This window comes from Aminobacter sp. SR38 (genome assembly GCF_014843375.1).
Lineage (GTDB): Bacteria > Pseudomonadota > Alphaproteobacteria > Rhizobiales > Rhizobiaceae > Aminobacter > Aminobacter ciceronei.
Genome location: NZ_CP062112.1, coordinates 872,425 through 898,890, shown reverse-complemented (window position 1 = coordinate 898,890; position 26,466 = coordinate 872,425). Strand labels below are relative to the sequence as shown.

Genomic DNA, 26,466 nt, shown 5'->3' with positions numbered 1-26,466 from the left:
GATGACCAGGCTCATGGCAATGCGTTTCAAGGCCCCCACTTTCTCGACGACGCGTGCATCAGCGGCGACGCTGATGCTGGCACTGGTTTTCCTGGTCCTGCCCGCCATGGTCGCGCGCGCCGAGGTCCGCATCCAGGAGGTCAAGTCCGACAAGGGCATCACCGCCTGGCTGGTCGAGGACTATTCGGTGCCGATCATCGCGATAAAATTCCTGTTCGATGGCGGCAGCACCCAGGATCCCCAGGGCAAGGAAGGTCTCGCCAACCTGATGACCGGGCTTTTCGACGAAGGTGCCGGCGATCTCGACAGCGACGCCTTTCAGATCAAGCTCGACGAGGCCGGCGCCGAAATGGGCTTCAACGAAGGCAATGACGCCGTCGGCGGCGGCATGCGCATGCTCGCCGAGCGACAGGACGATGCCTTCGAACTGCTCAAGCTTGCGGTCGAGACGCCGCGCTTCGACCAGGCGCCGTTCGACCGCATCCGCGCGCAGATCGTCAACGGCATCGTTGCCAATGCGCGCGACCCCGAGACCCAGGCGGCGCGCAAATGGGCCGAGGCGATCTACGGCACGCATCCTTACGCCAGGCCCGACATGGGCACCGAGGCGTCGCTGGCGACCATCACCGCCGATGACCTGCGCGCCTTCCACAAGGCCAATTTCGCCAGGGAAAACATCCATGTCGCCGTCGTCGGCGCCATCGACGCCGAGACGCTGAAGAAGCGGCTCGACCAGGTGTTCGGCGAATTGCCTGACAAAGCCGAATTGCGGCCGGTCGAACGCGTCGAGCCCAGGCTCGGCCAGACCATGCATATCGAATATCCCCTGCCGCAGACCTCGCTGCAGCTGGTCTATCCCGGCGTGCCGCGCGAAGCGCCCGATTTCCTTGCCGCGGCACTGATGGAGCACATCCTGGGCGGCGGCACATTCTCGTCGCGGCTGTTCGACGAGGTGCGTGAAAAGCGCGGGCTGGCCTACAGTGTCAGCTCCGCGCTGATCAACCAGGAGCATTCGTCGTCGCTGATCATCGGCACCGCGACACGGTCGGACCGGGCGGCCGAGACGCTCGGCGTCATTCGCGAGGTGATCCGCAAGATGGCGGAGGAGGGGCCCACCGAGGCTGAACTCGACGCGGCCAAGAAATACATGCTTGGCGCCTATGCCATCAACAATCTCGATTCCTCGGGCGCGATTGCCGGCACGCTTGTCGACCTGCAGACCGACAAGCTCGGCATCGACTACATGCAGAGGCGCGTCGAGCTGATCAACGCCGTCACGCTCGACGACGTCAGGGCGGCGGCGCGCAAGCTGTTGTCGGTCGACCCCGCGATCATGATCCTCGGTCCGAAATTCGGAGAGAGCAAGGGATGAGCGCCACCTTCGCACTGGCACTTGGCGGCGGCGGCGCGCGCGGCCTTGCTCATATCCATGTCATCGAGGCGCTCGACGAGCTCGGCATCAGGCCGGTGGCGATCGCAGGGTCCTCCATAGGTGCTGTGATGGGCGCCGGCATGGCCGCCGGCCTGACCGGCAGGGAAATCCACGAGCACTCCCGCGCCGTGCTCGGCCGGCCGGCCGAGGTGGCCAGCCGCATGTGGCGGGCCCGGCCGGGCACGCTGTCGGAGATGGTCGAGACTGGCATCAGGGTCACCCAGTTCAACGTCGAACGCATCCTCAAGTCGTTTCTGCCCGAGGGCGTGCCGGCGACCTTCGAGGAGCTGAAGCTGCCCTTGAAGGTGACGGCAACCGACTATTACGGCCATTGCCTGAAGGTGTTCGAGGAGGGCGAGCTGTTTTCGGCGCTCGCCGCATCGGCGGCGATCCCGGCGGTGTTCAAGCCGGTGACGCGCGGCAACACGCTCTATATCGACGGCGGCATCTACAATCCGGTGCCGTTCGACCTGCTCGAGGGCCTGGCCGACCACGTCATCGCCATCGACGTCGTCGGCGCGCCATTCGAGAACGGCCGCAAGCCGCCCAATTCGATCGACCTGATGTTCGGCGCCAGCCAGCTGATGATGCAGTCGATCATCGCCAACAAGCTCGGCCAGAACCCGCCAGACATCTTCCTGAGGCCGCCGGTGTCGCGCTTCAAGGCGCTCGACTTCCTCAAGATCGACCAGGTCATGGCCGAGACGGCGGCGATCAAGGACGAGCTCAAGCACGCCCTCGACGAGATCCTGCGCTAGGCCCGGCGGGCGGCTTTCTCCAGCTATTGCAGCGTCGAAGCCTTGCCGGTGGAGAAGGGTGACTGTGCCGCCGGCGGCAGCGCCGGCACCGGCTCGTCCTGGTGCTGCGGTTCGCGCGCGATCGCGTTGACGACGCGGAAGCAGACGAACATCGAGACGACACCGAACACCACAGCGCCCAGGCCCCAGCCGGCGATGACGCCGATGGCGCCCCAGTAATGCGCGCCGATCCAGACGAAGGGGATGACGCCGAGCGTCGAGCGGCCCCAGTTGAACACGGTCGAATAGGTCGGATAGCCCAGATTGTTGAAGGCAGCGCTCGACACGAAGATCGCGCCGTTGAACAGGAAGCTGCCGGCGGCGAAATGGCAGAAGAACACGATCAGTTCGCGGGCGATGCCGTCGGCGCCGAAGGCGCTGGCGATCGGGTTGGCGAAGATCGCCAGCAGCCCCCACACAGCCAGCACATAGACGATGGTGAACAGCAGGCTGTCGCGCATCGTCGTGGTCAGGCGCTCGAACTTGCGGGCGCCGTAGTTCTGCCCGAGGATCGGCCCGACGGCACCCGACAGCGCGAAGATGACGCCGAAGGCGACCGGCACCAGACGGCCGATGATCGCCCAGCCGGCCACTGCCTGGTCGCCGAAGGCAGCCATTTCGATGGTGACATAGGCGTTGCCGACAGGGGTCGCGACCTGGGTCAGCATGGCCGGCACGCCGATGGCGAAGAAGGGCCTGACGGCCTCGCGCAAACCGCTCAGATCCGGGAGCTTGATCAGCCGATGCACGACATGGGCGCCGTGCAGGCCGATGGCCAGCATGACGAAACGTGTCAGCACCGTCGAGATGGCGGCGCCGTCGAGGCCGAGGTCGAAGCCGAAGATCAGGATCGGGTCGAGAATGGCCGCGGCGATGCCGCTGCCGAGCGTCACATACATTGCCCGTCGCGCATCGCCGACGCCGCGCAATATGCCTGTCGTGCACATGCCGAGCGCCATGACAGGGAAGGACGGCAGCACGATCTGCAGGAACCGGGTCGACAGGTCGAGCGTCGCACCGGTGGCGCCGAGCAGGGCGAGCAGGGGCCGCAGGAACGGCAAGGCAGCGAGCGTCATCACAAGCGTGGCGACGCCCATGAACACCATCGAGGCGCCGCCCATGGAGCGGGCCTCCTCGCGCTGGCCGCGGCCGAGGCAGCGCGCCACCAGCGCGCCGCAGGCGATGGTGAAGCCGATCGAGATCGACAGCGTGAAGAACAAAAGCGTCGAGGCAAAGCCGATGGCCGCCGCCAGCTCCTCGATGCCGAGCAGGGAAATGTAGAACAGGTTGAGCGCGTCGACGATGAAGATGGCGATCAGCCCGACCGAGCCGGTGCCGGTCATGACCACGACATGGCGCATGGTCGAACCGGTGGTGAATTTTGCCGGTGCCGCCGGAGCCTGTGTGGACATGCGATTTCCCTGGAAATTTCGGCGGCGAAGCACCGCATCAGGGCGGTTTGACCATGCACCCGCCCATTGCACAAGCGGGTTGGGGACAATAGATGGGGTGGTACGGGCCGCGTCCAACGGGCGGCAAGCAATCGGAACATGCCAAATGAACGATACCAACGACGCCGCGAAACTGGCCGACCGGGTGGCGAGCCTCGTCGAGGCGGCAAAGAAGGCCGGCGCTGACGCCGCCGACGCGGTTGCGGTACGCGGCCGCTCGACAAGCGTTTCGGTGCGCCTCGGCAAGGTCGAGGCGACAGAGGCCTCGGAGAGCGAGGACATGTCGCTCAGAGTGTTCGTCGGCCAGCGTGTCGCCAGCGTTTCGGCGACCGCCGCCTCCGACCCGAGGGTTCTGGCCGAGCGCGCCGTGGCGATGGCCAGGGTATCGCCGGAGGATCCCTATCAGGGCCTGGCCGATGCCGCCTTGCTGGCGCAAACGCCGCGCGACCTCGACCTGTTCGACGACACCATCGTCTCGGCCGAACGCCTGAAGGAAGACGCGCTCGCCGCCGAAGAGGCAGCGCTCGCCGTCACGGGCGTGACCAATTCGTCAGGCGCCGGCGCGGCCGCCGGTCTCGGCGGGCTGGTGCTCGCCACCTCGCACGGTTTTGTCGGCCACTATGTCGGCTCGCGCTTCTCGCGCTCGGCCAGCGTCATCGCCGGCGAGGGCACGTCGATGGAGCGGGACTATGATTTCTCATCACGCATCCACTTCGCCGATCTCGATCCATCGGCCGATATCGGCCGCAGCGCCGGCGAACGCGCAGTCAAGCGGCTCAACGCCCGCAAGGCGGCAACCGGACCCGTCGACGTCGTCTTCGATCCGCGCGTCGCGCGCGGCATTGCCGGGCACCTCGCCGGCGCCATCAACGGCGCGTCGGTGGCCCGCAAAACCAGCTTCCTGCGCGACATGATGGGCAAGCAGGTGGCTTCCGCCGCCATCACCGCCATCGACGAGCCGTTGAAGCTGCGCGGCCAGGCGTCGCGTCCGTTCGACGGCGAGGGCATCGAGGGTGCGACGCTCAAGATGGTCGACAAGGGCGTGCTCAACCATTGGTTCCTGTCGACATCGGCGGCGCGCGAACTCGGGCTCGTCACCAATGGCCGTGGCGCGCGTGGCGGCTCGTCCGTGTCGCCGTCCTCGACCAATTTCAGCATCGAGCCGGGCGAGCGCTCGCCCGAGGACATCATCCGCTCGCTCAAGCGCGGCTTCTATGTCACCGAGGTGTTCGGCCAGGGCGTCGACATGGTGACGGGCGAGTACAGCCGCGGCGCTTCCGGCTTCTGGATCGAGAATGGCGAGATCACCTGGGCGGTGTCGGAGGTGACGATCGCCTCCAACCTCAAGGACATGTTCCTGCGCATGGTGCCGGCAAGCGACCTCGACCGCAATTTCGGCACTGCCGCGCCGACTCTTCTGATCGAAGGCATGACCCTTGCAGGCGACTGACAACATCGACAATTCCGACCTGAAGGCCGAGCTCGACCTGCTGCGTGCTGCTGCCACCGAGGCCGGGCGGATCGCCATGGGCTTTTTCCGGCAGAGCCCGGAAGTCTGGTTCAAGGGCGGCAATTCGCCGGTCAGCGAGGCCGATTACGCCGCCGACCACTATCTGCGTGAAACCTTGACGGCGGCCAGGCCCGATTATGGCTGGCTGTCGGAGGAAACCGCCGACAATCCCGACCGGCTCGGCGCGCGCCGCACCTTCGTCGTCGACCCGATCGACGGCACGCGCGGCTTCGTCGAGGGGCGCACGGCATGGTGCGTCAGCGTTGCCGTCGTCGAGGCCGGCCGCTCGCTCGCCGGCGTGCTCGAATGCCCGGCGCGGCAAGAGACCTTTTGGGCGGTCAAGGGCGGTGGCGCCTTTCTCAACGGCCAGCCCCTGAAGGTGCGCGAACCGGGCGAACGCATGCGTATTGCCGGTCCCAAGCCGATGATCGACAAGATGCCTGTGCACTGGCAGGGCAGGCTCGATCGCGAGACCTACATTCCCTCGCTGGCCTATCGCGTGGCGATGATCGCCAACGGGGTGCTCGATGCGACTTTCGTCAAGCCCAATGCCCATGATTGGGACATCGCCGCTGCCGAGCTGATCCTGACCGAGGCGGGCGGCAAGCTGCTCGACCGGCATGGCAGCCGGCTCGCCTTTGCCGGCAGTGACATCGTTCACGGCGCGCTGATGGCCGGCAGCGGCTCGCTGCTCGATGTCATGGCCGGGGTGCTTGCCAGCCACGACGGTTGATGATTTTACCGACTGTTCCAAAACGGCGCGCTTTGGTCTAGATCAGGCGAGCCCTGAGATGATGAATCAAGGAAACAGATGTCCGAAGAAAACGGAAAAAAGCAGCTCCTGCATCTGGTGTTCGGCGGCGAGTTGACCAAGCTCGGCGGAACCGAGTTCCGCGACCTCGATGCGCTCGACATGGTTGGCATCTATCCCGACTACAAGTCGGCCGAGCTGGCCTGGAAGGCAAAGGCGCAGGCAAGCGTCGACAACGCCCACATGCGCTACTTCGTCGTCCACCTGCATCGGCTGCTGGAGCCCGACACGAAGGCTGCCGGTCAGAACTGATGGAGCAACCCCGCATGGCGTCGCCGGCCGTGAGGCCCGCGGCGAAGAAGAAGCGCGTCAAGCAGCCGGCGTCGAAGACGTTCTGGCGCCGCATCCGCGAGCCGCTTGCCAAGTCGCGCTTCGCCAAGGGTGCGGTGGCGAGCCTGTTTGCCGGGGCGATGCGCTTCATCAAGCTGACCAACCCGATGGTCAAGGGCTCCTATGCGCTGGCCGGCGGCAGCCATGCCGACAGCGAGCCGCTGATCGTCGGCCTGTGGCACGGCCAGCATCTATTGGCGCCGGCGCTCTATCCGAGCCAACGCGGCCTGGTGGCGATGGTGTCGCGCAGCGCCGATGCCGAGCTCAATGCGCTTGTCATCAACAAGTTCGGCATCGAGGCCGTGCGCGGCTCGGGCGGCCGCGAAACCAGGCGCAAGCACGAAAAAGGTGGCGCCGTGGCGCTGATCGCCCTGAAAAAGGCGCTCGATGCCGGCAAGAACGTCTGCATGATCGCTGACATTCCGCATGGCACGCCGCGCGACGCCGGCATGGGCATCATCCTCCTGGCCCGGCTGTCCGGGCGCCCGATCGCACCCGCAGCGATTGCCACCAGCCGTCGCAAGGTGCTGGAAGGCAGCTGGGACAAGACCACGATCAATTTGCCGTTCGGCCGCTGCGCCATCTTCGTCGCGCCGCTGATCGAGGTTCCGGCCGACGCCGACGATGCCGAGATGGAGCGCAAGCGCCAGGAACTGACCGCCGCGATCGACCATGCCACCGAGCAGGCCTACCGCCTGGTCGATGGTGGCAAAGGGAGCGGTGGCAAATGAGCGAACGCTGGGCTCGCGCCTTCCTCAGAGCCTATCGTTACGCAGGTGCCGCTGCCTATCCGATGGTCGGCGGCTATGTCGCCTGGCGCGCCTCCAAGGGCAAGGAAGACCGCAACCGCCGGCGCGAGCGCTACGGCGTGCCGAGCCGGGAGCGGCCTGACGGGCCGCTGGTCTGGTTCCATGCCGCAAGCGTCGGCGAGACGATCGCGGTCGTGCCGCTGATCGAATCCATCCTGGGCTATGGCATCAACATCGTGCTGACCACCGGCACGGTCACCTCGGCGCAGGTCGCCGAGGAACGGCTGGGCGGCCGCATCATCCATCAATATGTGCCGCTCGACCTCAAGCCGGCGGTCAGCCGCTTCCTCGACCACTGGCACCCGGATCTGGCAATCATTGCCGAATCCGAAATCTGGCCGATGACCATCCTCGAACTCGGCGCCCGCCGCGTGCCGCAGATCCTGGTCAATGGCCGCCTGTCCGACCGCTCGTTCAAGTCGTGGAAGAAGCGCGCCTACATCGCCGAGGCGCTGTTCGAAAACATGGCCCATGTGGTGGCGCAGTCGGAGGTCGACGGCGAGCGTTTCCGCGCGCTCGGCGCACGCCCGGTTACCGTCTCGGGCAACCTCAAGGTCGATACCGCGCCGCCGCCGGCCGACGAAACCGCGCTCTACGCCATCCAGCGCCAGATCGGCCGCCGCCCGACCTGGGCTGCCGTGTCGACCCATGACGGCGAGGAGGTGATGGCTGCCGAAGTGCACGCCATGCTGCGCAGCCGCCATCGCAGCCTGTTGACCATCATCGTGCCGCGCCATCCCGACCGCGCCGCGGCCCTGGTGACGGAACTGACCGCCCTGGGCCTGAACGTCGCCCGCCGCAGCACCGGCGACCGCATCACCCCTGACACCGACATCCTGCTCGGCGACACCATTGGCGAGATGGGACTTTACCTGCGCCTGACCGAGATCGCCTTTGTCGGCCGTTCGATGACGGCCCAGGGCGGCCAGAACCCGCTCGAGCCGGCGATGCTCGACACCGCCGTTCTTGCCGGGCGCAACGTGCAGAACTTCCGCGACACCTACCAGCGCCTGATCGACAAGGGCGGAGCCAAGATCGTCCGCGACCGCGACATGCTCGCCGGTGCCGTCAATTTCCTGCTCGGCAACGAAATCGCACGCCACGACATGATGTTGGCCGGTGCCGCCACCGTCGAGGAAATGCGCGGTGCGCTCGCCCGCACGCTGAAGGCGCTCGAACCCTTCATCCACCCGCTGATCGTGCAGTCGCGCCTCAAGGGCGCGGGCGGGAGGTAGCTCTGGCCAGCGAAGCGCCTCCTTTCTGGTGGGAAAAGCCGGACTGGCGCGCTTATGCGCTCTATCCGGTGTCGGCGCTGTACGCCCTGGTGGCGGGCCGGCGCATGAAGGCGGCGAAGCGCGAAAAGATGGACGCACCGGTGCTGTGCGTCGGCAATTTCACCGTCGGCGGCACCGGCAAGACGCCTGTTGCCATAGCCCTTGCCAGGCAGGCCAAACGCATGCATCTGGTGCCCGGTTTCCTGTCGCGCGGCCATGGCGGCAGTTTTTCCGAACCGCACATCGTCGATCCTCATCACGACAGCGCCAAGCATGTCGGCGACGAGCCGCTGCTTCTGGCCGAACATGCGTTGGTCGCGGTGTCGGCCAACCGGGCCGCCGGCGCGCGCATGCTGATCGAGCGCGGCTGCAATTTCCTGATCATGGATGACGGCTTCCAGAGCGCGCGCATCCACATCGACTATGCGCTGATCGTCGTCGACGCCCGTTATGGCCTCGGCAATGGCCACGTCATCCCCGGCGGGCCGATGCGGGCGCGGCTGATCGACCAGCTCCGCTTCGCCGACGCCGTGCTCAAGATGGGCGAGGGCGAGCGCGCCGATGCGGTGGTGCGCCGGGCGGCGCGTGCCGGCAAGCCGGTCTTTGCCGCTGTGGCGCGCCCACGCGGCAAGAAGGCCTTTGCCGGCCGTCGTTTCCTGGCTTTCGCCGGTATAGGCCATCCGGAAAAGTTCTTCGCCACGCTGGCCAAGGCAGGGGCGACGGTGGTGCTGGCGCATCCCTTCGCCGACCATCATTTCTACCTGCCCGACGAACTCGAGGATCTGGTCACTGCCGCGCGCGTCGGCGAGCTCGAACTGGTCACGACGTCCAAGGATGCCGCCAGGTTGCGCCATGGCGCGGCGTCGCCGGAATTTCTCGAAAACCTGAATGTGCTGGAGATCGACGCCGTCTTCGACGTCGAGAACGCGCCCGAGCGCATCATCAGCGAGACGCTCGAAGCCTGGCGCCGCCGGAAGATATCAGGTTGAAGATATCAGGTTGAAAATCTCAGCCTGAAGATCTCAGGCTGGCCGGCCTATTTGCGCGTGCGCAGCTCCGGGTTCATGTCGATTTCACGCGACAGCGACACCGCGGCATCGCGGTAAGGTTCCTGGCGGGCGACGCTCCAGTATTTGAGCTCGTCCAGCGGGATGGATTCCCCCGTCACCGCGCAGCGCACGAAGGAACCGGGGCTCGTCACCTGGAAATCGCCGTCGAGATAGCGGATGCGGGCTTCGCGTGCGCCGGGGCCTTCGAAATGGTTCATCATGGGCTTTCGCTCAATCTCCCTGTGCCGGCTGCCGGTCGCCGGCGGCATGGCCTGCCGAAATCTACAGTTTCTTGACCCGCTAAAGAAGGGGGGCCATCAAGGCGGTCGCCCGTCAAGAAGGGCGGGCCGTGCCTTGCCCGGCTTTTACGGTCACAGAACGTCCTGGGTCAAGTTACCTGTCCTCGGCGAGGAAGCGTTCGACCGTCTGCAGCGACAGCCCGGCATGGTGGCCGATGCGCCGCGCAAGCTCGGCCGCAGCATGCCGCGGCCGTCCCGCAGGGCGATCGAGCCAGTAGGACACAGGGTTCAGCGCGCGGTGTTCGTCGACCATGACGAGATGGCCCGCCTTGAGCTGGTTTTCGGTCAGCGGCGGCCGCGCCAAAGCGATGCCGAGGCCGTGGCTCGCCGCCGACAGCACCAGATTGTAGTCCTCGAAGCGCCGGTCCTGCGGGCGCGGGCGGTAGTCGAGGCCGTGCGTGCTGAACCAGGACCGCCAGCTCGACGCGTCGGAATCGTGGATCAGCGGAAAGTCCAGCAGCCTTGCGGCGTCGCCGCTGCCGATGCGGGCCGCAAGCTCGGGTGCGGCGATGGGAAAGCAGTGCTCCTCGAACAATTGCGTCGAGATCCGCCCCGGGATCTTGCCGCGGCCGCAGCGGATGGAGAGATCGATGCCCTCGTCGGCGAGGTCGGCCTGGCGGATGTCGACGTCGAGCACGACGCGCAGCTTCGGCTCGCCCGCTTCGAGCTGCGACAGGCGCGGCATCAGCCACAGCCCGGCAATCGACGGGATCGAGGTCAGCCGCACCACGGCCGCACCGCGCGGCTCGACCCAGCGGTCGGTGGTGTCGGAGATCAGCGAGAACGCCTCATTGGCGCGCAGATGCAGGCGCTGGCCCTCGAGCGTAAGCGTCACGCCGCGCGCCCCGCGCTCGAACAGCCGGAGGCCGAGCCAGTCTTCCAGCTTGGCGACCTGCCGGCTGATTGCGCCATGCGTCATGTTGAGCTTTTCGGCCGCCGCCGAGAAGCTGCCGCTGCGCGCCGCCGCCTGGAAGGCGCGCAAGGTTTCGAGAGGGAGCATCTGTTCTGAGCTGTGATCCATGCTCACAGCTGAGCCTCGATTTATTCGTTTGTCAATCAGCTCGGTGTCGGCGACATCTTGGCGTGCAGACCCAGACTGACGAGGCCCAGCCATGACCGCCCAGACCACCATCCAGACCGGCAATCCGACACAGCGGGCTTCCACTGTCACCGTGCTTGCGGTGGTCGTGACGATCGTCGGCTGGGCCTCGTCCTTTCCGGCCATCCGCGCCGGGCTTGATGCCATCGATCCGATCGAACTCGGCGCGTTGCGCTTCGCCATCGCCGCCGTGCCGTCGGCGATCTACCTGATGATCCTGCGCCCGGCCTTGCCGGCGCTGAACGAACTCTGGCGTTTTGCCTTTGGCGGCGCGGTCTTCATCGCGCTCTACACGGTGCTGCTCAACTATGGCGAGACGACGGTTTCGGCGGGGGCGGCGAGCTTCATCATCAACGTCAATCCGATCATCACGGCGGTGCTGGCGATGATCCTGCTCGGCGAGCGTTTTCCGGTGCTTGCCTGGGCCGGCACCTTCCTGTCCTTTGCCGGCATCGGCATCATCGCGCTCGGCGAGGGGCAGGGGCTGACCTTCAACACCGGCGCCTTGCTGATCCTCGGCTCGGCGTTCTGCACCTCGCTCAGCAGCATCGTCCAGAAGCGCCTGTACATCAGCCATCGGCCGCTGACCGTCTCGGCCTGGAACATGATCCTCGGCGCGCTGTTCCTGGCCCCGGCGCTGCCCAACGGCCTTGCCCAGATGTCGGTCGCCGCATCGGAACCCTTCTGGTCGGTCATATATCTCGGCATCGTGCCCAGCCTGATCGCCTATGGCAGCTGGTCGGTGGCGCTGTCGCGCCTGCCGGCGTCGCGTGCCTCCAACTTCATGTATTGCGTGCCGCCGGTGGCGGTGGCGATCGGCTTTGTCTGGCTCGGCGAGACCCCCGGCCTGTTCGGCATCCTTGGTGGCGCGCTGGCGCTGGCCGGCGTGGTGCTGGTCAATCTCAAGCGCTGAGGCGTGCGGACTGTAGCGACTGCCTTCATGGCGCCCGGTGGCAGCACCTGGCGCCATCAATGTCTGAAGCGGCTTTCCCCAGGAGTTGCGCAAAAACAAGGAGATAGCGAGTTTCCTTGATTCAGGCACAAGTGCTGCGCTCCGGCGCAATTCCAGCAAGGCTGTGCAGCGCTTTTCCGTCCGAGATTGTGTAGAAACAAGGAGATAGAGCGGTTTCGCGATTCAGGATGAAAAGCGCGAAACGCCCTAGCGGCGGCCGAACAGCTTTTCGATGTCGGCGAGCTTGAGCTCGATATAGGTCGGGCGGCCGTGGTTGCAGGTGCCCGATCCCGGCGTCGCCTCCATCTGGCGCAGCAGCGCGTTCATTTCCTCAGGCCTGAGACGGCGGCCCGAGCGCACCGAGCCGTGGCAGGCCATGGTGGCGGCGATCGCATGCAGCCTTTCCTTCAGCGTGTCGGCGGTGTCGCTGTCGGCGATCTCGTCGGCGAGGTCGCGCACCAGCTTGACGACGTCGGTTTCGCCGAGCATCGCCGGCGTTTCGCGCACCGCCACGGCTCCAGGGCCGAAACGTTCCACGCCGAGGCCGAAGCGGGCCAAGGTTTCCGAATGCAGCGCAAGCCGTTCGGCGTCTTCCTCGGGCATGTCGACGATTTCGGGCAGCAGCAGCATCTGCGAGGGGATCGGCCGCGCATGCAGCGCGTTCTTCAGCGCCTCATAGACAAGCCGCTCATGGGCGGCGTGCTGGTCGACGATGACGAGCGAGTCGCTGGTCTGGGCGACGATGTAGTTTTCATGCACCTGCGCCCGGGCAGCCCCCAGTTCGGTGCGCAGCAGCGCTTCGACCACCTCTGACTGGCCGGCGCGGGCATCGGCACTATCGAGCGGTCCGGCGTCGAAGCTCGCCTGCGCTGCCTCGGCAAAGCCCGCATCGAGCGGCCGGAACGGCGAGCGCTGCGGTTCGTAATTGGCCGAGGTGGCGGCACGGAAATCCGGCCGTATCTGCGGGTTGTAGCTGCGATGGCCGTTGGCCGGGCCGGGGTGGCCGTAGCTGGTCGGCCCCGGCCGGAACGCCCCCATCATCGCCTGCGTGCCTGTCGTCGCCGGCCGGATGCCGGCATTGGCCAGCGCCTGGCGGATCGCGCCGACGATCAGGCCGCGCACCAGGCCGGGATCGCGGAAGCGCACGTCGGCCTTGGCCGGATGCACGTTGACGTCGACGATGGCCGGGTCGAGCGTCAGGAACAGCACCGTCACCGCATGGCGGTCGCGCGGCAGAACGTCGGCATAAGCGCCGCGGATCGCCGAGGCGATCAGCTTGTCGCGCACCGGCCGGCCGTTCACATAGGCATATTGCTGCAGCGCATTGCCCCTGGTGTGGGACGGGATCGAGACATGGCCTTCGAGCCGCACGCTCTCACGCGCGGCGTCGATGGCGATCGAATTGTCGCGGAAGTCATTGCCCATCACCTGGGCGATGCGGGCAAGCCGGCCTTCGACCTCGTCCGAGGTCGCCGACAATTCCAGCGTCGAGCGGTCGGTGCCCGACAGGGTGAAACGCACGGCCGGGAAAGCGATGGCGATGCGCTTGACGGTGTCGGCGATGGCGGTCGCCTCGGCGCGCTCGGTCTTCATGAATTTGAGCCGGGCAGGCGTGGCGTAAAACAGGTCGCGCACCTCGACGGTGGTGCCGCGGTTGCTCGGCGCCGGGCGCACGCCCGACACCCGGCCGCCCTCGACGGTGATCTCGGCACCGCTGTCGGCTGATCTGGTGCGCGAGCGGATGGCGAGCTTCGACACCGAGCCGATCGACGGCAAGGCCTCGCCGCGGAAGCCGAGCGAGCGGATGTCGAGGATGTCGTCACCGAGCTTGGAGGTGCAGTGGCGCGAGATCGCCAGCGCCAGCTCGTCCTCGGGCATGCCCGAACCGTCGTCGACGACGCGGATCAGATTGAGCCCGCCGCCAGCGGTGGCCACCTCGATGCGGCCGGCACCGGCGTCGAGCGCGTTCTCGACAAGCTCCTTGACCACGCTGGCCGGCCGCTCAACGACCTCGCCGGCGGCGATCTGGTTGATCATCGTTTCGGAAAGCTGGCGAATGGGCATGGCGGAACTATAGCGGGATTCGGTTGGGCGGCGACAGGGAGATTGCGCGGGGCAAGGGCATCCACAGCGGATTGGTGACACCGGCATTTTACAGGGAAGGCAGCGCTGCCCGTCATCCCCTGCCGGGACCTTCTCCCCGTGAACGGGGAGAAGAAGGCTTGCCGCAGCCTTGTCGCTCTTCCTTCCCCACGTTGACGGGGAGAAGGTGCCCGAGGGGCGGATGAGGGGCGGCGCGACGATGCAGACTGGGGACACAGCCGCTGTCCGCCTCACGCCTGCGCCGCCAGCCAGTCGCGCACCTTTTCAGCGCTTTCGCTCAGCACGCGATTCCTGGGCCAGGCGACATGGAACCCCTTGTTCGTCGTCATGACGTGGTCGGACAGCCGGACCAAAAGCCCCGCCGCGATCAGCCGGTCGGTGAGGTGACGCCAGCCGAGCGCGATGCCCTGGCCTTCCATGACGGCCTGGATGACCAGCACATAGTCGTTGATGACCAGCCCGCGCTTGGCGACGGCGCCGTTCAGGCCGGCCGACTGGAACCATTCGTTCCAGGTTGCAGCAGGGCGATAGGGCTCTTCGAGGTGGATCAGATGGTGCAGGGTCATCTCGGCCGGCGTCCGAGGCGTGCCGGCGCGCGCCAGATAGGCCGGCCCGGCGACGGGATAGACCGCTTCGTCGGCGATCTGCAACAGCTCGTAGTCGGGCCAGTCGGCGGCGTCGCCGCCGCGAATGCCGAGCGGAATGCCCTCGGCGACGAGGTCGAGGTCGCGGTCGGCAGTCTGGATGCGCAGGTCGATGCCGGGCAGGTCGTCGCGGAATTTCTGCAGCCGCGGCATCATCCAGAACGAGGCAAAGGCAGTCGACGCCGACAGCGTCACATGCATGCCGCCGGCGCGGGCGCGCAGTTCTTCCGCCGACTTGCGGATATGCGACAGGCCGAGCGTGACGTCGGCATGGAACCGTTCGCCGGCCTCGGTCAAAAGCACTTGGCGGTGGCGGCGCTGGAACAGCTTGGCACTGAGCTGATCCTCCAGTCCGCGGATGGCGTAGGACACCGCGGCCTGGGTCATGCCGAGCTCGCGCCCGGCGGCGGTGAAGCTCGCCAGCCGCCCGGCGGCTTCGAAGACGATCAGGCTGCCGGCCGAGGGCAACAAATGGCGCAGGCTTTGCATAAATCAAGCTTATGCAAGTGATGAGGATTTTCAAGCGTCACAGCATCGGATCCAAAGGCTAGCTTCATGCTGGAACGATTTGGAGCCTGACATGAGCGTCGCCACCGCCGAAGCCCCGAGCGAGCCCGCCAAGCGCCGCGAGCGCGGCGGCCGCAACGCCCGCCGCGAGCAGCGCTCGCATGGGCCCGAGGCGCATGGCCGGCCCTATATCATGAGGAACATCCCGACCTACGACATTCTCTCCGAGGACAACCTTGTCCGCATCGAGGCGACCGCCGACAGGATTCTTGCCGAGATCGGCATCGAGTTCCGCGACGATCCTGAAGCACTGGATCACTGGAGACGGGCAGGGGCCAAGGTCGAGGGGGTGCTGGTCAAGTTCGAGCCCGGCCTGCTGCGCGAGGTGCTGAAGACAGCACCTGCAAGCTTCACCCAGCACGCCCGCAACCCAGAACGTTCGGTCGAGATCGGCGGCAAAAGCGTGGTGTTTTCGCCGGCCTATGGCTCGCCCTTCGTCATGGATCTCGACAAGGGCCGTCGCTACGGCACCATCGAGGATTTCCGCAATTTCGTGAAGCTGGCGCAGTCCTCGCCCTGGCTGCACCATTCCGGCGGCACCATCTGCGAGCCGGTCGACGTGCCGGTGAACAAGCGCCATCTCGACATGGTCTACAGCCACATCCGCTATTCCGACCGCGCCTTCATGGGTTCGGTGACCTCGGAAAGCCGTGCCGAAGATTCCATCGACATGGCGCGTATCGTTTTTGGCGAGGACTTCACCGACCGGAACTGCGTCATCCTGGGCAATGTCAACGTCAACTCGCCGCTGGTCTGGGACGCCACCATGACCACGGCTTTGCGCGCCTATGCCCGCGCCAACCAGGCGGCTGTCATCGTGCCCTTCATCCTCGGCGGCGCCATGGGGCCGGTGACCAATGCCGGCGCCATCGCCCAGTCGCTGGCCGAGACCATGGCCGGCTGTGCCCTGACCCAGCTCGAACGGCCCGGCGCGCCCGTCATCTTCGGCAATTTCCTGTCGTCCATGTCGCTGCGCTCGGGTTCGCCGACCTTCGGCACGCCGGAACCGGCGATCGGCTCGATGGTCATCGGGCAATTGGCCCGGCGGCTCAACCTGCCGCTGCGCTGCTCCGGCAATTTCACCACCTCCAAGCTGCCCGACGCCCACGCCATGAACGAAGGCACCATGTCGATGCTGGCGGCGGTGCATTGCGGCGCCAATTTCATCCTGCACTCGGCCGGTTTCCTCGACGGGCTGTTGTCGATGTCCTACGAGAAGTTCGTCATGGACGCCGATTTCTGCGGCGCGCTGCACACCTATCTCGACGGCGTGAAGATCGACGACAACCAGCTGGCGCTCGACGCCTTCCGCGAGGTCGGCCCCGGCAACCATTTCTTCGGCTGCGCCCACACCATGGCCAATTACGAAACGGCATTCTGGGATTCGGCCATCGCCGACAACGAGCCTTACGAGAAATGGCAGGCCGCAGGCTCGGTCGACGCCGCCACCCGCGCCAACGGGCGCTGGAAGACGATGCTCGCCGAATATCAGGCGCCGCCGCTCGATGAAGGCATAAACGAGGCGCTGCAGGACTTCATGGCGCGGAGGAAGGCGTCGATGGAAGATGCCTGGTATTGAGGGCCGCAGCCTATGCACGACACGGCTTTCGATCCCCTCGCTGCTCTGAAAACCTACCACGCGGCAATCGACGTGCTCGACTTCGCCGCCATCGAAGCCTGTTTCGCGGCTGACGCCTGTTATGTCTCCGATGGTGTCGGTGCAGCCGTCGTCGGCCGCGACGCGATCATGGCGGCGTTTCGCGGCTATTTCGCCTGTTACGGCGACCAGGTCTCCAAGGACGAGCAGGTGGCGGCATTGTCACAGCACTCCGCATGGTCGCGCTGGCGGCTCGAGGCGACGCATGCCGTGTCAGGTGTCCGTCTTGTCAGGTCGGGCGAGGAGACGGTGACGTTCGACGTCGACGGCAGGATCATGCGTGTCGAGGTGAAGGATGACGCTGGCGCGCAAGGCAGCGGCCGATGATGCGTGCTATTGAGGGCCATCACGCCAACGCCGAGGCCGCCATGAAAGCCGCTTTTGCAACTGCCATCCTGCCCTTTCTGGTCACGCCTGCCATGGCCGGCACCGCCGTCGAGGCGGTCAGGCCGTTCTACGACCATGTCGGACTCGAACTCGATCCGGCCGAGCGCGGCCGTTTCGTCGATCCGGCCAAGGCGGTGCTCGACGCCCGCGACCAGCTCGAGAAATCGGAGCAGGGCGATTGCCTCGATGCCAACATGCCGCTCGACAGCACAGCCTATGACAAGGCCGAACTCGACAGGAGCCTGAAGATCATCGGCTCGGAAACCGGCGACACCGCGATCGTCGTCGCGGCGTTTACGGCGGCGGGCGAGCCGCATCGCATGCAGTGGAAGCTGAAGAAGGTCGACGGCGAATGGAAGGTCGCCGACCTGCTGTCGGTGACCAATGAATGGGCGCTCAGCCAGTATCAATGCCAGTGAGCGCCGCTATCCCTTCGATGCGTTCAGCCGCGGCCGCGATAGGGCGCAACACCCGTGTCGGGCAGCCACACGCCCTCCGGCGGCCTGCCGGTCTGCCAGAACACGTCGATCGGGATGCCGCCGCGCGGATACCAGTAGCCGGCGATGCGCAGCCACAGAGGTTTTGTCGCGGCGACGACGCGGCGGCCGATCATCACGGTGCAATCCTCGTGGAAGGCGCCGTGGTTGCGGAACGAGACCATGAACAGCTTCAGCGACTTGGACTCGACCAGCAGCCGGTCCGGGGCATAGTCGATGACGATGTGAGCGAAGTCGGGCTGGCCGGTGACAGGGCACAGCGAGGTGAACTCCGGGCAGGTGAAGCGCACGATGGCGGGCGGGCCGCCGAGGCGGTCGTAAGGCACGGTTTCGAGCACGGCGGTCTCGGGCGAGGCCGGCGTCTGCACCTGGGTGCCAAGCTGGGTGAGGCTGTCGGTGATGGTCATTGGGCGGCTCTTCTGAATGGGCCTGGCTCAATGCCCGAAAGGCGGCATGCGCCAGACTGCACGGGCCAGATTTTCAAGTGGCGTGTATTAGCGCCTGACAATGCGGGAAGGCAATGACCAGCAACGATCCGCTTCTCCAGCCCTACCAGCTCCGGCATCTCACGCTCAAGAACCGCATCATGTCGACGAGCCATGAGCCGGCCTATTCCGAGGACGGCATGCCCAAGGAGCGCTACCGGCTCTACCATGCCGAGAAGGCCAGGGGCGGCATGGCGCTGACCATGACGGCGGGCTCGGCCATCGTCTCGCGCGACAGCCCGGCCGCCTTCGGCAACCTGCACGCTTATGACGACGCCATCGTGCCCTGGATGGCCGAGCTGGCGGATGCCTGCCACGAGCATGACTGCAAGGTGATGATCCAGCTCACCCATCTCGGCCGGCGCACCGCCTGGAACAAGGCCGACTGGCTGCCGGTGCTGAGTGCCTCGCCGGTGCGCGAGGCCGCCCACCGCACCTTCCCCAAGACCGCCGAGGACTGGGACCTCGACCGCATCGTTGCCGACTATGCCTCGGCCGCCCAGCGCATGCAGGCAGCCGGCCTCGACGGCATCGAGTTCGAGGCCTATGGCCATCTGCTCGACGGCTTCTGGTCGCCGGCGACGAACCATCGCGACGATGTCTATGGCGGCTCGCTCGACAACCGCCTGCGCTTCACCTGGCGCGTGATCGATGCGGTGCGCGCCGCCGTCGGCCCGGATTTCCTCGTCGGCATCCGCATGGTCGCCGACGAGGATTTTGACAAGGGCCTGTCCAGGCAGGAGGGCGTCGAGATCGCCCAGAGGCTGGCCTCGTCGGGGAAATTCGACTTCCTCAACATCATCCGTGGCCATATCGACACCGATGCCGCACTGACCGGCGTCATCCCGATCCATGGCATGCCGTCCTCGCCGCATCTCGATTTCGCCGGCGAGGTCAGGGCGGCAACGAAGTTTCCGGTTTTCCACGCCGCACGCATCGCCGACGTTGCCACCGCCCGCCATGCCATTGCATCAGGCAAGCTCGACATGGTCGGCATGACACGCGCCCACATCGCCGACCCACACATCACCGCCAAGGTGATGGCGGGCGAAGAGCACCGGATAAGGCCCTGCGTCGGCGCCACCTATTGCCTCGACCGCATCTATGAGGGCGGCGGCGCGCTCTGCATCCACAATGCCGCCACCGGCCGCGAGGCGACGATCCCGCATGTCATTGCCCGCAGCGACGGGCCGCTGCGCAGAACCGTCGTGGTCGGCGCCGGCGCGGCCGGACTGGAGGCGGCGCGGGTCCTTGGCGAGCGCGGCCACAAGGTGACCGTGCTGGAGGCGGCGAGCCAGGCCGGCGGGCAGATCCGGCTGGCCGCCCAGAACCCGCGCCGGCGCGAGCTGATCGGCATCGTCGACTGGCGCCTGGCCGAGCTGGAGCGCCTCGGCGTCGAGATCCGCTATGACATCTGGGCCGGCTTGGACGACGTGCTGGCGCTCGACCCGGACGCCGTGGTGATCGCCACCGGCGGCCTGCCGCAGAACCCGCCGCTCGACGGCGGTGACGAACTGGTGACCTCAAGCTGGGACATCATCGCCGGCAGCGTCAAGCCGTCCGAAAACGTGCTGCTTTATGACGACAATGGCGGCCACCAGGGCATGACCGCGGCCGAACTGATCGGCAAGGCCGGCAGCAGGCTCGAGCTTCTGACGCCGGAGCGTTTCTTTGCCCCCGAGATCGGCGGCATGAACCACGTGCCCTATATGGAGGCATTTCATCGCCACGGCGTGAAGATCACCATCAACACGCGGTTGCAACAGGTGCGGCGCGACGGCAACCAGTTGGTGGCGACGCTTGTTTCGGATTTCGCCAGGGGCTGGAGCGAGGAGCGGCGCGTCGACCAGGTGGTGGTCGAGCATGGCACGCTGCCGCTCGACGAGCTCTATCTCGAGCTCAAGCCGTTGTCGAAGAATTCAGGCGCCATCGACTACACCAGTCTGATCCATGGCGGCGACATCTTCCCTGACAACAATCCGGATGGCCGTTTCCTCTTGCTGCGCATCGGCGATGCGGTGCAGGCGCGCAACATCCACGCCGCCATCTATGACGGCATCCGCTTCGGCCTCAGGATCTGACGGTTTCCGCCGTCAGCCAGCGGACGAATTCGCGCAGGCCCGGGCGGTCCTCGCTGCCTGGGCGGAAGGCGAGCCGGTAGGGCGCTTCGCCGGCGATGCGGTTTGGCGAGGCCATGACCAGCCGGCCGGTGCCGAGTTCGCGCTCGGCCAGCACCTCAGGCACCAGCGCCACGCCAAGGCCGGCGACCGCCGCCTCGACCACCATCGAGAACTGCTCGAAGCGGTGGCCGCGCAAGGTGGTGCGCGGGTCGATGCCGGCGGCCTGGAACCATTGCAGCCATAGCGTCGGCCGCGTCGACTGCTGCAGCAGCGGCAACGCGGCAAGTTCGGCATCGTCGAGTGCGGCGCGCCCGTCGAGCAGTTCAGGCGCGGCGACCACGACGAGGACCTCGTCGAACAGCCTGACGACGCCGGGCTGTCCCGTCTCGGCCGGACCGCGCTGGATCGCGGCATCGAAGGCTTCGGTTTCGAAGTCGACGGTTTCCAGCCGCACCGCAAGGTCGATGGCGACATGCGGGTGGGCGGCGTGGAAGCCGGCAAGCCTGGGGATCAGCCAGCGGTCGGCCAATGTCGGCAGCACCGCGAGGCTGAGCACGTCGGACTGGCCGCCGAAAGCCATGGTGCGCACCGCCGCCTCATGCAGGCTGTCGAGAATGGCCTCGGCATCGCGGGCAAAGCGCCGGCCGGCATCCGACAGCGCCAGCCGCTGCCGGACACGGTGGAACAGCGCCACGCCGAGCCGGTCCTCCAGCTGGCCGATCGAGCGGCTGACCGAGCTTTGCGTCAGGCCAAGCTGATCGGCGGCACGAATTGTCGTGCCGAGGCTGGCGCAGGCGCGAAACGCCTCAAGCTCTGCAATCGTTGGGACATAGCTGCGGCGCATCGCCTGGCCTCTGACCGAGTTGATCGAATTTACGCATAAACTATGCGAGATTACTTGTTAGCGAAAAGTGCCGAAGCGGTCTAGGATGGCGACGAATTCACCCATTCTCCGGAGGAACCATGAGCGCATCCACACCGGCCGGCGGCGGCAGCTTTGTCTGGGCCGACCCATTCCTGATCGAAGACCAGCTGACCGAGGACGAGCGCATGGTGCGCGACGGCGCCGCAGCCTTTGCCGCCGACAAGCTCGCGCCGCGCATCGAGGAGGCCTATCTCGACGAGAAGACCGATCCGGCGATCTTCCGCGAAATGGGCGAGGCCGGCCTGCTCGGCATCACCGTTCCCGAGGAATATGGCGGCCTTGGCGCCGGCTACGTCACCTATGGTCTCGTCGCCCGCGAGGTCGAGCGCGTCGATTCCGGCTATCGCTCGATGATGTCGGTGCAGTCGTCGCTGGTGATGTACCCGATCTATGCCTATGGCTCGGAGGAGCAGCGCAGGAAGTACCTGCCCAAGCTTGCTTCGGGCGAGTGGATCGGCTGCTTCGGCCTGACCGAGCCGGACGCGGGTTCCGACCCGGGCGGCATGAAGACCCGCGCCGAGAAGACCGCCAATGGCTACAAGATTTCCGGCTCGAAGATGTGGATCTCGAACGCGCCGATCGCCGACGTCTTCGTCGTCTGGGCCAAGTCTGCAGCCCATGACAACCAGATCCGCGGTTTCGTGCTCGAAAAGGGCATGAAGGGCCTGTCGGCGCCGAAGATCGGCGGCAAGCTGTCGCTGCGCGCCTCGATCACCGGCGAGATCGTCATGGAAGGCGTCGAAGTCGGCGAAGACGCGCTGCTGCCCAACGTCTCGGGCCTCAAGGGTCCGTTCGGCTGCCTCAACCGCGCCCGCTACGGCATCTCCTGGGGCGTTCTGGGCGCGGCCGAGGATTGCTGGCACCGTGCCCGGCAATACGGCCTCGACCGCAAGCAGTTCAACAAGCCGCTGGCCGGTACCCAGCTCTACCAGAAGAAGCTGGCCGACATGCAGACCGAGATCGCGCTCGGCCTGCAGGGGTCGTTGCGCGTCGGCCGCCTGATGGACGAGCATAAATTCGCGCCCGAGATGATCTCGATCGTCAAGCGCAACAATTGCGGCAAGGCCCTCGACATCGCCCGTATCGCCCGCGACATGCATGGCGGCAACGGCATCCAGATCGGCTACCACGTCATGCGCCATGCGCAGAACCTGGAGACGGTCAACACCTATGAAGGCACGCATGACGTGCATGCGCTGATCCTGGGCCGCGCCCAGACCGGCCTGCAGGCGTTCTTCTAAGCGTCAGCCGCAACCCGAAATCGCTGAAACGGCCGCGAAGCAAGCGCTTCGCGGCCGCTTTTGCTTGGCGCCGCAAACTGCCCGCGCATGCAGAATGGCTTTCGCTTTCAGGTTTAGGAAGCGCGAATATATTTCGACTTACACGCGAATTGTTTCATTGGCTTGAAACACTGGCGGCGGCTGCCAACCTCAAACGGTTACATCGCATCGATAACTCCGGACCTGGGCGGCAGTTTCGCCTGCGTGCGGGGAGAATAATCTGTGAGCGATCAGACCAGGGCTGAGAACGCCAACCAGATCTTGTGGTTCGGCGACAACCTGATGACCATCCGTGTGCCGGCCGGCGCCGGCGACGACCAGATCAGTGTCATCGAATGCCGCATGCCGCATGGCGAAACGACGCCGCTGCACATCACGCTCAGCGGCGACGAAGTCATTCACATGCTCGAAGGCACGATGCAGTTCTTCGTCGACGGCAAGGACTTCCCTGCCCATGTCGGCCAGACGGTGATGGCGCCCAAGGGGCTGCCGCACAATTTCAGGATCGAATCGACTGACGCCGCGACCTGCCTGATCGTCACCCAGAGTGGCGCCTTCGAGCAGATGGTGCGCCAGATGAGCCTGCCGGTGCGGGCGGACGTCCTGCCGTCGAGGGGCGAGCGGGACGCAACCAGGCGCTTCTTCGACAGCTCAGTGCAACGCAACATCGAGGTCGTCGGCGCTCCGCTACCATAGCGCCGACATCAGGCTGGACGGGTGCGGGGGCGTGTCCGTCCAGCCATCTCTTCAAAGGCTGCAAACAAACAGCGGTTCGCCGAACAGGTCAGGCTCGACGTCGAGGCCGAGGCCCGGCCCGCCGGGCACAGCCATCATGCCGCCTGAAATGGCAAATTCGCCGCTTGCATTGGCCACCGTCACCCAGTTGTGGAAGTCGACCGTGTGCTGCCTGAGATGCTCGGGCGTCGACAACAGCAGGCCCGAATAGGCCGCCGTGTCGATCTGGGCGCCGCCGGTGTCCTCGATCGTGACCTTCAGGTTTTTGGATATGGCGATGTCGCGCAAAAGTTTTGCGCGCGTGAGCCCGCCCACCCTCGCGAGCTTGATGGTGATGCCGTCGACGAGCCCGTCTGATATCGCGCGGATGAGCATGTCGGCGCTGTCGATGGTCTCATCCAGCACCAGCGGCCGGTCGGTGGCGCGGCGGATGGCGAGGTTTTCCTCATAACTCGCGCAAGGCTGCTCCAGCGTGTAGTCGAGATTTCGTGTCGCCATCAGGAAGCGCCGCGTCTCCGCTGTGCCCCAGCTGGCATTGGCGTCGCAGAACAGCACCGTGTCGGTGGGCACTGCTGCCCGCACCGCTTCGAGCCTCGCGATGTCCTCGTTGACGTCGAGGCCGACCTTGACCTGCAGCCGGCGATAACCCTCGGCGATGTATTTTGTCGCCCTTACAGCCATCGCCTCGGGCGCCTGCTGGGCAATCGAGCGGTAGAGCGCAAGCTGCTCGCCCTCGGCGCCGCCTGAGAGCGCGGCCAGCGACAGGCCTGAACGTTTGCCGGCCAGGTCCCAGAGCGCCATGTCGATGGCCGACTTGGCGTAAGGATGGCCCTTGAGCAACAGCTCCATGCGCCGGTTGAGCGCCTCGATGCCGGATGCCGCACAGCCGAGCAGCTGCGGCGCCAGCTCCTTCATCGCCTCGCGGGCGCCAGCGGCAAAGGCCGGGTCGTAGAAGCTGCCGAGCGGCGCCATCTCGCCATAGCCCCTGGCGCCGTCGCGGCTGGTGATCTCGACGATTGTCGAATCGAAGCCTTCGGCACTTCGACCGCCCGAGCAGCGATAGGTGCCGTCGCGAAACGGCTGCCATTGCCTGTAGATGCGGATGCCTGAAATGGTCGCGTCGGCCATGTTGTCCCCTGGGCGAAGCCTGATCGTGGCCAAGGATAAACCGGGCAGTCGGCCGCCGCGGCGAGGGAAACGGCGCTTGGCCGCGTCGTTTTCCTGACAGGTCGGGCTCTCCAGTGCAGGGTTCTTTTGCTTTCGTATGAGACGCGAATTGTTTCAGCTTTCGGATACAGCGTTCGGTTTCGCTGAATTCGAGCGGATACGGTCGCCGCTTAGATCGGGGCACCGCGGATTTTCAGACCGCGCTGCTCGAAAGGACGAGAAATGACCATGCATGCGAAGACCGACAGTGACGGCGAGTTGTTGTGGTTTGCCGGCTCTCTGGCAACCATCAAGGTATCGGGTGAGGCGGGAGCCGACACGATCAGCGTCATCGAACATCTGATGCCCTATGGCTCATCGCCGCCGCTGCACATCCATGTCAACGAAGACGAGGTGTTCCATATCCTCGACGGCGTGATGCGCTTCAATGTCGGCGGCAAGGAGCTGGTGGGTCGCGCCGGCCAGACCATGATGGCGCCGAAGGGTGTTCCGCACAGCTACCGCGTCGAATCCGCCGAGGGTGCCCGTTGCCTGACCGTCACCACGCGCGGCGACTTCGAGCGCCTGGTGCGGGAGATCGGCGTGCCCACCGACAAGGCGGAGTTGCCGCCTCAGGTCGCGCCGACGCCGGAGGCCATAACGGCGCTCACCGAGGCCTGTGCCCGCAACGGCATCGACATCATCGGCGCGCCGCTGTCCTGACCCGTCTTGAAGAGCCGGTCGTCCCGGCCGGCTCTTTTCTCGTGAAACGTGCTCGTTGCAAGGGGCCCGGCTTGGCCGCATCCTGTGCCAGGGATGATCGACCTCTCGGGTCGTATTTCCTGTAGTATCGGCCAGGTCTTGCCGCCATATCAGGCCAACGAACGGGACGTGACGCGATGACAAGTGCTTTCCTCTCCCATCTCCAGACGGAGCTGTCCGGCCTCAAAACCGCCGGGCTCTACAAGTCCGAGCGCGTCATCACCTCGACGCAGGGTGCCGAGATCGAGGTCGGCGGCGAAAAGGTGCTGAACTTCTGCGCCAACAACTATCTCGGCCTCGCCGACAGCCATGAACTGCGTGACGCCGCCAAGTCAGCCCTCGACCGTTATGGCTACGGCATGGCCTCGGTGCGCTTCATCTGCGGCACCCAGGAAGAGCACAAGCAACTGGAGGCAAAACTCTCCGGCTTCCTCGGCATGGAGGACACCATCCTCTATTCCTCCTGCTTCGACGCCAATGCCGGCCTGTTCGAGACGTTGCTCGGCGAAGAGGACGCGATCATCTCGGATGCCCTCAACCACGCTTCGATCATCGACGGCGTCAGGTTGTCCAAGGCCAGGCGTTTTCGCTACGCCAACAACGACATGGCAGCACTCGAGGAGGAGCTGAAGAAGGCCGAAGGCAGCCGCTTCAAGCTGATCGCCACCGACGGTGTGTTCTCGATGGACGGCATCATCGCCAATCTCAAGGGCGTCTGCGATCTCGCCGACAGATACGGGGCGATGGTGATGGTCGACGACAGCCATGCCGTCGGCTTCGTCGGCAGGAACGGGCGCGGCACCCCGGAGCATTGTGGCGTCGAGGGCAGGGTCGACATCATCACCGGCACGCTCGGCAAGGCGCTGGGCGGCGCCTCCGGCGGCTACACCTCGGGCAGACGCGAGGTCGTCGACTGGCTGCGCCAGCGCTCGCGGCCCTATCTGTTCTCCAACACGCTTGCCCCTTCCATAACAGGCGCCTCGATCAGGGTGCTCGAGCTGATCGCCGAAGGCGCGGACCTGCGCCAAAAACTCTATGCCAATGCTGAGCGTTTCCGCGCCGGCATGGGCAAGCTCGGCTTCAAGCTTGCCGGCGCCGACCACCCGATCATCCCGGTCATGCTCGGAGATGCCAAGGTGGCCCAGGAGATGGCGGCGCGCATGCTGAAGCGCGGCATCTATGTCATCGGCTTTTCGTTCCCGGTGGTGCCCAAGGGGCAGGCGCGCATTCGCACGCAGATGTCGGCGGCGCATTCTTCAGCCGATATCGATCGCGCGATCGCGGCCTTCGCCGAGGTCGGGCGCGAACTCGAGGTGATCTGGTAGCACTGCCGGGATTGCGAAAA

At 65.9% G+C, this 26,466-nt stretch carries 25 protein-coding genes; 17 read left to right on the top strand and 8 right to left on the bottom strand.

Translation table 11 applies throughout. The features are described from left to right. Position 1: 1 nt before the first annotated feature. The gene (locus tag IG197_RS04415; RefSeq protein WP_192317216.1) at positions 2–1,372 is read left to right on the top strand and encodes a pitrilysin family protein; all 1,371 of its coding nucleotides are present in this window, start codon (positions 2–4) and stop codon (positions 1,370–1,372) included. Continuing rightward, positions 1,369–2,190 carry a patatin-like phospholipase family protein gene (locus tag IG197_RS04410; protein WP_192317214.1) on the top strand — a complete coding sequence of 274 codons (822 nt, stop codon included), beginning with the start codon at positions 1,369–1,371 and terminating at the stop codon, positions 2,188–2,190. The genes IG197_RS04415 and IG197_RS04410 overlap by 4 nt, the downstream gene beginning before the upstream one ends. A gap of 23 nt (positions 2,191–2,213) precedes the next feature. Here the strand turns inward: IG197_RS04410 and IG197_RS04405 are convergent, their stop codons facing one another. Continuing rightward, a complete protein-coding gene (locus IG197_RS04405) occupies positions 2,214–3,641 on the bottom strand; it encodes an MATE family efflux transporter (protein WP_192317212.1) in 1,428 nt (475 codons plus the stop codon). A 145-nt stretch (positions 3,642–3,786) separates the two neighbouring features. On the opposite strand from IG197_RS04405, the gene IG197_RS04400 reads away from it, so the two are divergent. From IG197_RS04400 to lpxK, 6 genes are all read left to right on the top strand, one after another. Further along, a complete protein-coding gene (locus tag IG197_RS04400; protein ID WP_192317210.1) occupies positions 3,787–5,130 on the top strand; it encodes a TldD/PmbA family protein in 1,344 nt (447 codons plus the stop codon). Then, complete coding sequence (locus IG197_RS04395) at positions 5,117–5,923, top strand: 3'(2'),5'-bisphosphate nucleotidase CysQ (protein WP_192317208.1); 807 nt, start codon at positions 5,117–5,119, stop codon at positions 5,921–5,923. Before IG197_RS04400 ends, IG197_RS04395 begins: the two co-directional genes overlap by 14 nt. A gap of 78 nt (positions 5,924–6,001) precedes the next feature. Next, entirely contained in the window at positions 6,002–6,253 is a 252-nt protein-coding gene (locus IG197_RS04390; RefSeq protein ID WP_067963345.1) for a DUF4170 domain-containing protein, read from the top strand. After that, positions 6,253–7,062: a lysophospholipid acyltransferase family protein gene (locus tag IG197_RS04385; RefSeq protein ID WP_067963341.1), complete on the top strand. Its 810-nt coding sequence runs from the start codon at positions 6,253–6,255 to the stop codon at positions 7,060–7,062. The genes IG197_RS04390 and IG197_RS04385 overlap by 1 nt, the downstream gene beginning before the upstream one ends. Then, the gene (gene waaA / locus IG197_RS04380; RefSeq protein ID WP_067963337.1) at positions 7,059–8,375 is read left to right on the top strand and encodes a lipid IV(A) 3-deoxy-D-manno-octulosonic acid transferase; all 1,317 of its coding nucleotides are present in this window, start codon (positions 7,059–7,061) and stop codon (positions 8,373–8,375) included. The genes IG197_RS04385 and waaA overlap by 4 nt, the downstream gene beginning before the upstream one ends. Positions 8,376–8,377: 2 nt before the next feature. Next, positions 8,378–9,403, top strand: a complete 1,026-nt coding sequence (gene lpxK / locus IG197_RS04375) for a tetraacyldisaccharide 4'-kinase (protein WP_154385449.1) — start codon at positions 8,378–8,380, stop codon at positions 9,401–9,403. A 47-nt stretch (positions 9,404–9,450) separates the two neighbouring features. Here lpxK and IG197_RS04370 read toward each other — a convergent pair whose 3' ends face one another. Together IG197_RS04370 and IG197_RS04365 are read right to left on the bottom strand one after the other, a co-directional pair. Then, positions 9,451–9,684: a DUF2093 domain-containing protein gene (locus tag IG197_RS04370; protein ID WP_192317206.1), complete on the bottom strand. Its 234-nt coding sequence runs from the start codon at positions 9,682–9,684 to the stop codon at positions 9,451–9,453. Positions 9,685–9,856: 172 nt separating this feature from the next. Continuing rightward, a complete protein-coding gene (locus IG197_RS04365) occupies positions 9,857–10,762 on the bottom strand; it encodes a LysR substrate-binding domain-containing protein (protein WP_246765301.1) in 906 nt (301 codons plus the stop codon). Between the two features lie 112 nt (positions 10,763–10,874). On the opposite strand from IG197_RS04365, the gene IG197_RS04360 reads away from it, so the two are divergent. Beyond that, positions 10,875–11,774 carry a DMT family transporter gene (locus IG197_RS04360; protein ID WP_192317202.1) on the top strand — a complete coding sequence of 300 codons (900 nt, stop codon included), beginning with the start codon at positions 10,875–10,877 and terminating at the stop codon, positions 11,772–11,774. Positions 11,775–12,020: 246 nt separating this feature from the next. Here the strand turns inward: IG197_RS04360 and mutL are convergent, their stop codons facing one another. Continuing rightward, a complete protein-coding gene (gene mutL / locus IG197_RS04355; RefSeq protein ID WP_192317201.1) occupies positions 12,021–13,877 on the bottom strand; it encodes a DNA mismatch repair endonuclease MutL in 1,857 nt (618 codons plus the stop codon). Positions 13,878–14,146: 269 nt separating this feature from the next. After that, a complete protein-coding gene (locus IG197_RS04350) occupies positions 14,147–15,049 on the bottom strand; it encodes a LysR substrate-binding domain-containing protein (RefSeq protein ID WP_192317199.1) in 903 nt (300 codons plus the stop codon). 91 nt (positions 15,050–15,140) lie between these two features. On the opposite strand from IG197_RS04350, the gene IG197_RS04345 reads away from it, so the two are divergent. From IG197_RS04345 to IG197_RS04335, 3 genes are read left to right on the top strand one after another with little or no spacing between them, the layout of a single operon-like run. Beyond that, positions 15,141–16,706: a trimethylamine methyltransferase family protein gene (locus IG197_RS04345; RefSeq protein WP_192317197.1), complete on the top strand. Its 1,566-nt coding sequence runs from the start codon at positions 15,141–15,143 to the stop codon at positions 16,704–16,706. Between the two features lie 12 nt (positions 16,707–16,718). Beyond that, positions 16,719–17,111, top strand: a complete 393-nt coding sequence (locus IG197_RS04340; protein WP_192317195.1) for a nuclear transport factor 2 family protein — start codon at positions 16,719–16,721, stop codon at positions 17,109–17,111. Next, a complete protein-coding gene (locus IG197_RS04335; protein ID WP_192317193.1) occupies positions 17,108–17,590 on the top strand; it encodes a hypothetical protein in 483 nt (160 codons plus the stop codon). The genes IG197_RS04340 and IG197_RS04335 overlap by 4 nt, the downstream gene beginning before the upstream one ends. Positions 17,591–17,613: 23 nt before the next feature. Here the strand turns inward: IG197_RS04335 and queF are convergent, their stop codons facing one another. Further along, positions 17,614–18,075, bottom strand: a complete 462-nt coding sequence (queF, locus tag IG197_RS04330) for a preQ(1) synthase (protein WP_067963317.1) — start codon at positions 18,073–18,075, stop codon at positions 17,614–17,616. Positions 18,076–18,188: 113 nt separating this feature from the next. Here queF and IG197_RS04325 point away from each other — a divergent pair, with 113 nt between their 5' ends. After that, positions 18,189–20,234, top strand: coding sequence for an NADH:flavin oxidoreductase (locus IG197_RS04325; RefSeq protein ID WP_192317191.1), 2,046 nt, complete (start codon positions 18,189–18,191; stop codon positions 20,232–20,234). On the opposite strand, the gene IG197_RS04320 is transcribed toward IG197_RS04325, so the two are convergent. Next, positions 20,224–21,117 carry a LysR family transcriptional regulator gene (locus IG197_RS04320; RefSeq protein WP_115732572.1) on the bottom strand — a complete coding sequence of 298 codons (894 nt, stop codon included), beginning with the start codon at positions 21,115–21,117 and terminating at the stop codon, positions 20,224–20,226. The genes IG197_RS04325 and IG197_RS04320 overlap by 11 nt on opposite strands. Positions 21,118–21,236: 119 nt before the next feature. Between IG197_RS04320 and IG197_RS04315 the strand changes: the two genes are divergently transcribed. Further along, positions 21,237–22,439, top strand: a complete 1,203-nt coding sequence (locus IG197_RS04315; RefSeq protein ID WP_192317189.1) for an acyl-CoA dehydrogenase — start codon at positions 21,237–21,239, stop codon at positions 22,437–22,439. 261 nt (positions 22,440–22,700) lie between these two features. Further along, entirely contained in the window at positions 22,701–23,174 is a 474-nt protein-coding gene (locus tag IG197_RS04310) for a cupin domain-containing protein (protein WP_192317187.1), read from the top strand. Positions 23,175–23,225: 51 nt separating this feature from the next. Here the strand turns inward: IG197_RS04310 and IG197_RS04305 are convergent, their stop codons facing one another. Then, the gene (locus IG197_RS04305) at positions 23,226–24,341 is read right to left on the bottom strand and encodes a mandelate racemase/muconate lactonizing enzyme family protein (protein WP_192317185.1); all 1,116 of its coding nucleotides are present in this window, start codon (positions 24,339–24,341) and stop codon (positions 23,226–23,228) included. A 261-nt stretch (positions 24,342–24,602) separates the two neighbouring features. Here IG197_RS04305 and IG197_RS04300 point away from each other — a divergent pair, with 261 nt between their 5' ends. Both IG197_RS04300 and IG197_RS04295 read left to right on the top strand, forming a co-directional pair. Further along, positions 24,603–25,082, top strand: coding sequence for a cupin domain-containing protein (locus IG197_RS04300; protein WP_067963300.1), 480 nt, complete (start codon positions 24,603–24,605; stop codon positions 25,080–25,082). A 176-nt stretch (positions 25,083–25,258) separates the two neighbouring features. Next, on the top strand, positions 25,259–26,446 hold the full coding sequence (locus IG197_RS04295) for a glycine C-acetyltransferase (RefSeq protein WP_192317183.1): 1,188 nt from the start codon (positions 25,259–25,261) through the stop codon (positions 26,444–26,446). Positions 26,447–26,466: the final 20 nt, after the last annotated feature.

Excerpts from the sequence above, each read along its gene's own strand:
- IG197_RS04315 (WP_192317189.1), top strand. The coding sequence starts at position 21,237 with ATGAGCGCATCCACACCGGCCGGCGGCGGCAGCTTTGTCTGGGCCGAC.
- mutL (WP_192317201.1), bottom strand. The coding sequence starts at position 13,877 with ATGCCCATTCGCCAGCTTTCCGAAACGATGATCAACCAGATCGCCGCC.
- IG197_RS04305 (WP_192317185.1), bottom strand. The coding sequence starts at position 24,341 with ATGGCCGACGCGACCATTTCAGGCATCCGCATCTACAGGCAATGGCAG.
- queF (WP_067963317.1), bottom strand. The coding sequence starts at position 18,075 with ATGACCATCACCGACAGCCTCACCCAGCTTGGCACCCAGGTGCAGACG.
- IG197_RS04405 (WP_192317212.1), bottom strand. The coding sequence starts at position 3,641 with ATGTCCACACAGGCTCCGGCGGCACCGGCAAAATTCACCACCGGTTCG.
- IG197_RS04325 (WP_192317191.1), top strand. The coding sequence starts at position 18,189 with ATGACCAGCAACGATCCGCTTCTCCAGCCCTACCAGCTCCGGCATCTC.
- IG197_RS04365 (WP_246765301.1), bottom strand. The coding sequence starts at position 10,762 with ATGCTCCCTCTCGAAACCTTGCGCGCCTTCCAGGCGGCGGCGCGCAGC.
- IG197_RS04340 (WP_192317195.1), top strand. The coding sequence starts at position 16,719 with ATGCACGACACGGCTTTCGATCCCCTCGCTGCTCTGAAAACCTACCAC.
- IG197_RS04300 (WP_067963300.1), top strand. The coding sequence starts at position 24,603 with ATGACCATGCATGCGAAGACCGACAGTGACGGCGAGTTGTTGTGGTTT.
- waaA (WP_067963337.1), top strand. The coding sequence starts at position 7,059 with ATGAGCGAACGCTGGGCTCGCGCCTTCCTCAGAGCCTATCGTTACGCA.
- IG197_RS04345 (WP_192317197.1), top strand. The coding sequence starts at position 15,141 with ATGAGCGTCGCCACCGCCGAAGCCCCGAGCGAGCCCGCCAAGCGCCGC.
- IG197_RS04370 (WP_192317206.1), bottom strand. The coding sequence starts at position 9,684 with ATGATGAACCATTTCGAAGGCCCCGGCGCACGCGAAGCCCGCATCCGC.
- IG197_RS04410 (WP_192317214.1), top strand. The coding sequence starts at position 1,369 with ATGAGCGCCACCTTCGCACTGGCACTTGGCGGCGGCGGCGCGCGCGGC.
- IG197_RS04390 (WP_067963345.1), top strand. The coding sequence starts at position 6,002 with ATGTCCGAAGAAAACGGAAAAAAGCAGCTCCTGCATCTGGTGTTCGGC.
- IG197_RS04320 (WP_115732572.1), bottom strand. The coding sequence starts at position 21,117 with ATGCGCCGCAGCTATGTCCCAACGATTGCAGAGCTTGAGGCGTTTCGC.
- IG197_RS04335 (WP_192317193.1), top strand. The coding sequence starts at position 17,108 with ATGATGCGTGCTATTGAGGGCCATCACGCCAACGCCGAGGCCGCCATG.
- IG197_RS04400 (WP_192317210.1), top strand. The coding sequence starts at position 3,787 with ATGAACGATACCAACGACGCCGCGAAACTGGCCGACCGGGTGGCGAGC.
- IG197_RS04360 (WP_192317202.1), top strand. The coding sequence starts at position 10,875 with ATGACCGCCCAGACCACCATCCAGACCGGCAATCCGACACAGCGGGCT.
- IG197_RS04350 (WP_192317199.1), bottom strand. The coding sequence starts at position 15,049 with ATGCAAAGCCTGCGCCATTTGTTGCCCTCGGCCGGCAGCCTGATCGTC.
- IG197_RS04385 (WP_067963341.1), top strand. The coding sequence starts at position 6,253 with ATGGAGCAACCCCGCATGGCGTCGCCGGCCGTGAGGCCCGCGGCGAAG.
- IG197_RS04415 (WP_192317216.1), top strand. The coding sequence starts at position 2 with ATGACCAGGCTCATGGCAATGCGTTTCAAGGCCCCCACTTTCTCGACG.
- IG197_RS04295 (WP_192317183.1), top strand. The coding sequence starts at position 25,259 with ATGACAAGTGCTTTCCTCTCCCATCTCCAGACGGAGCTGTCCGGCCTC.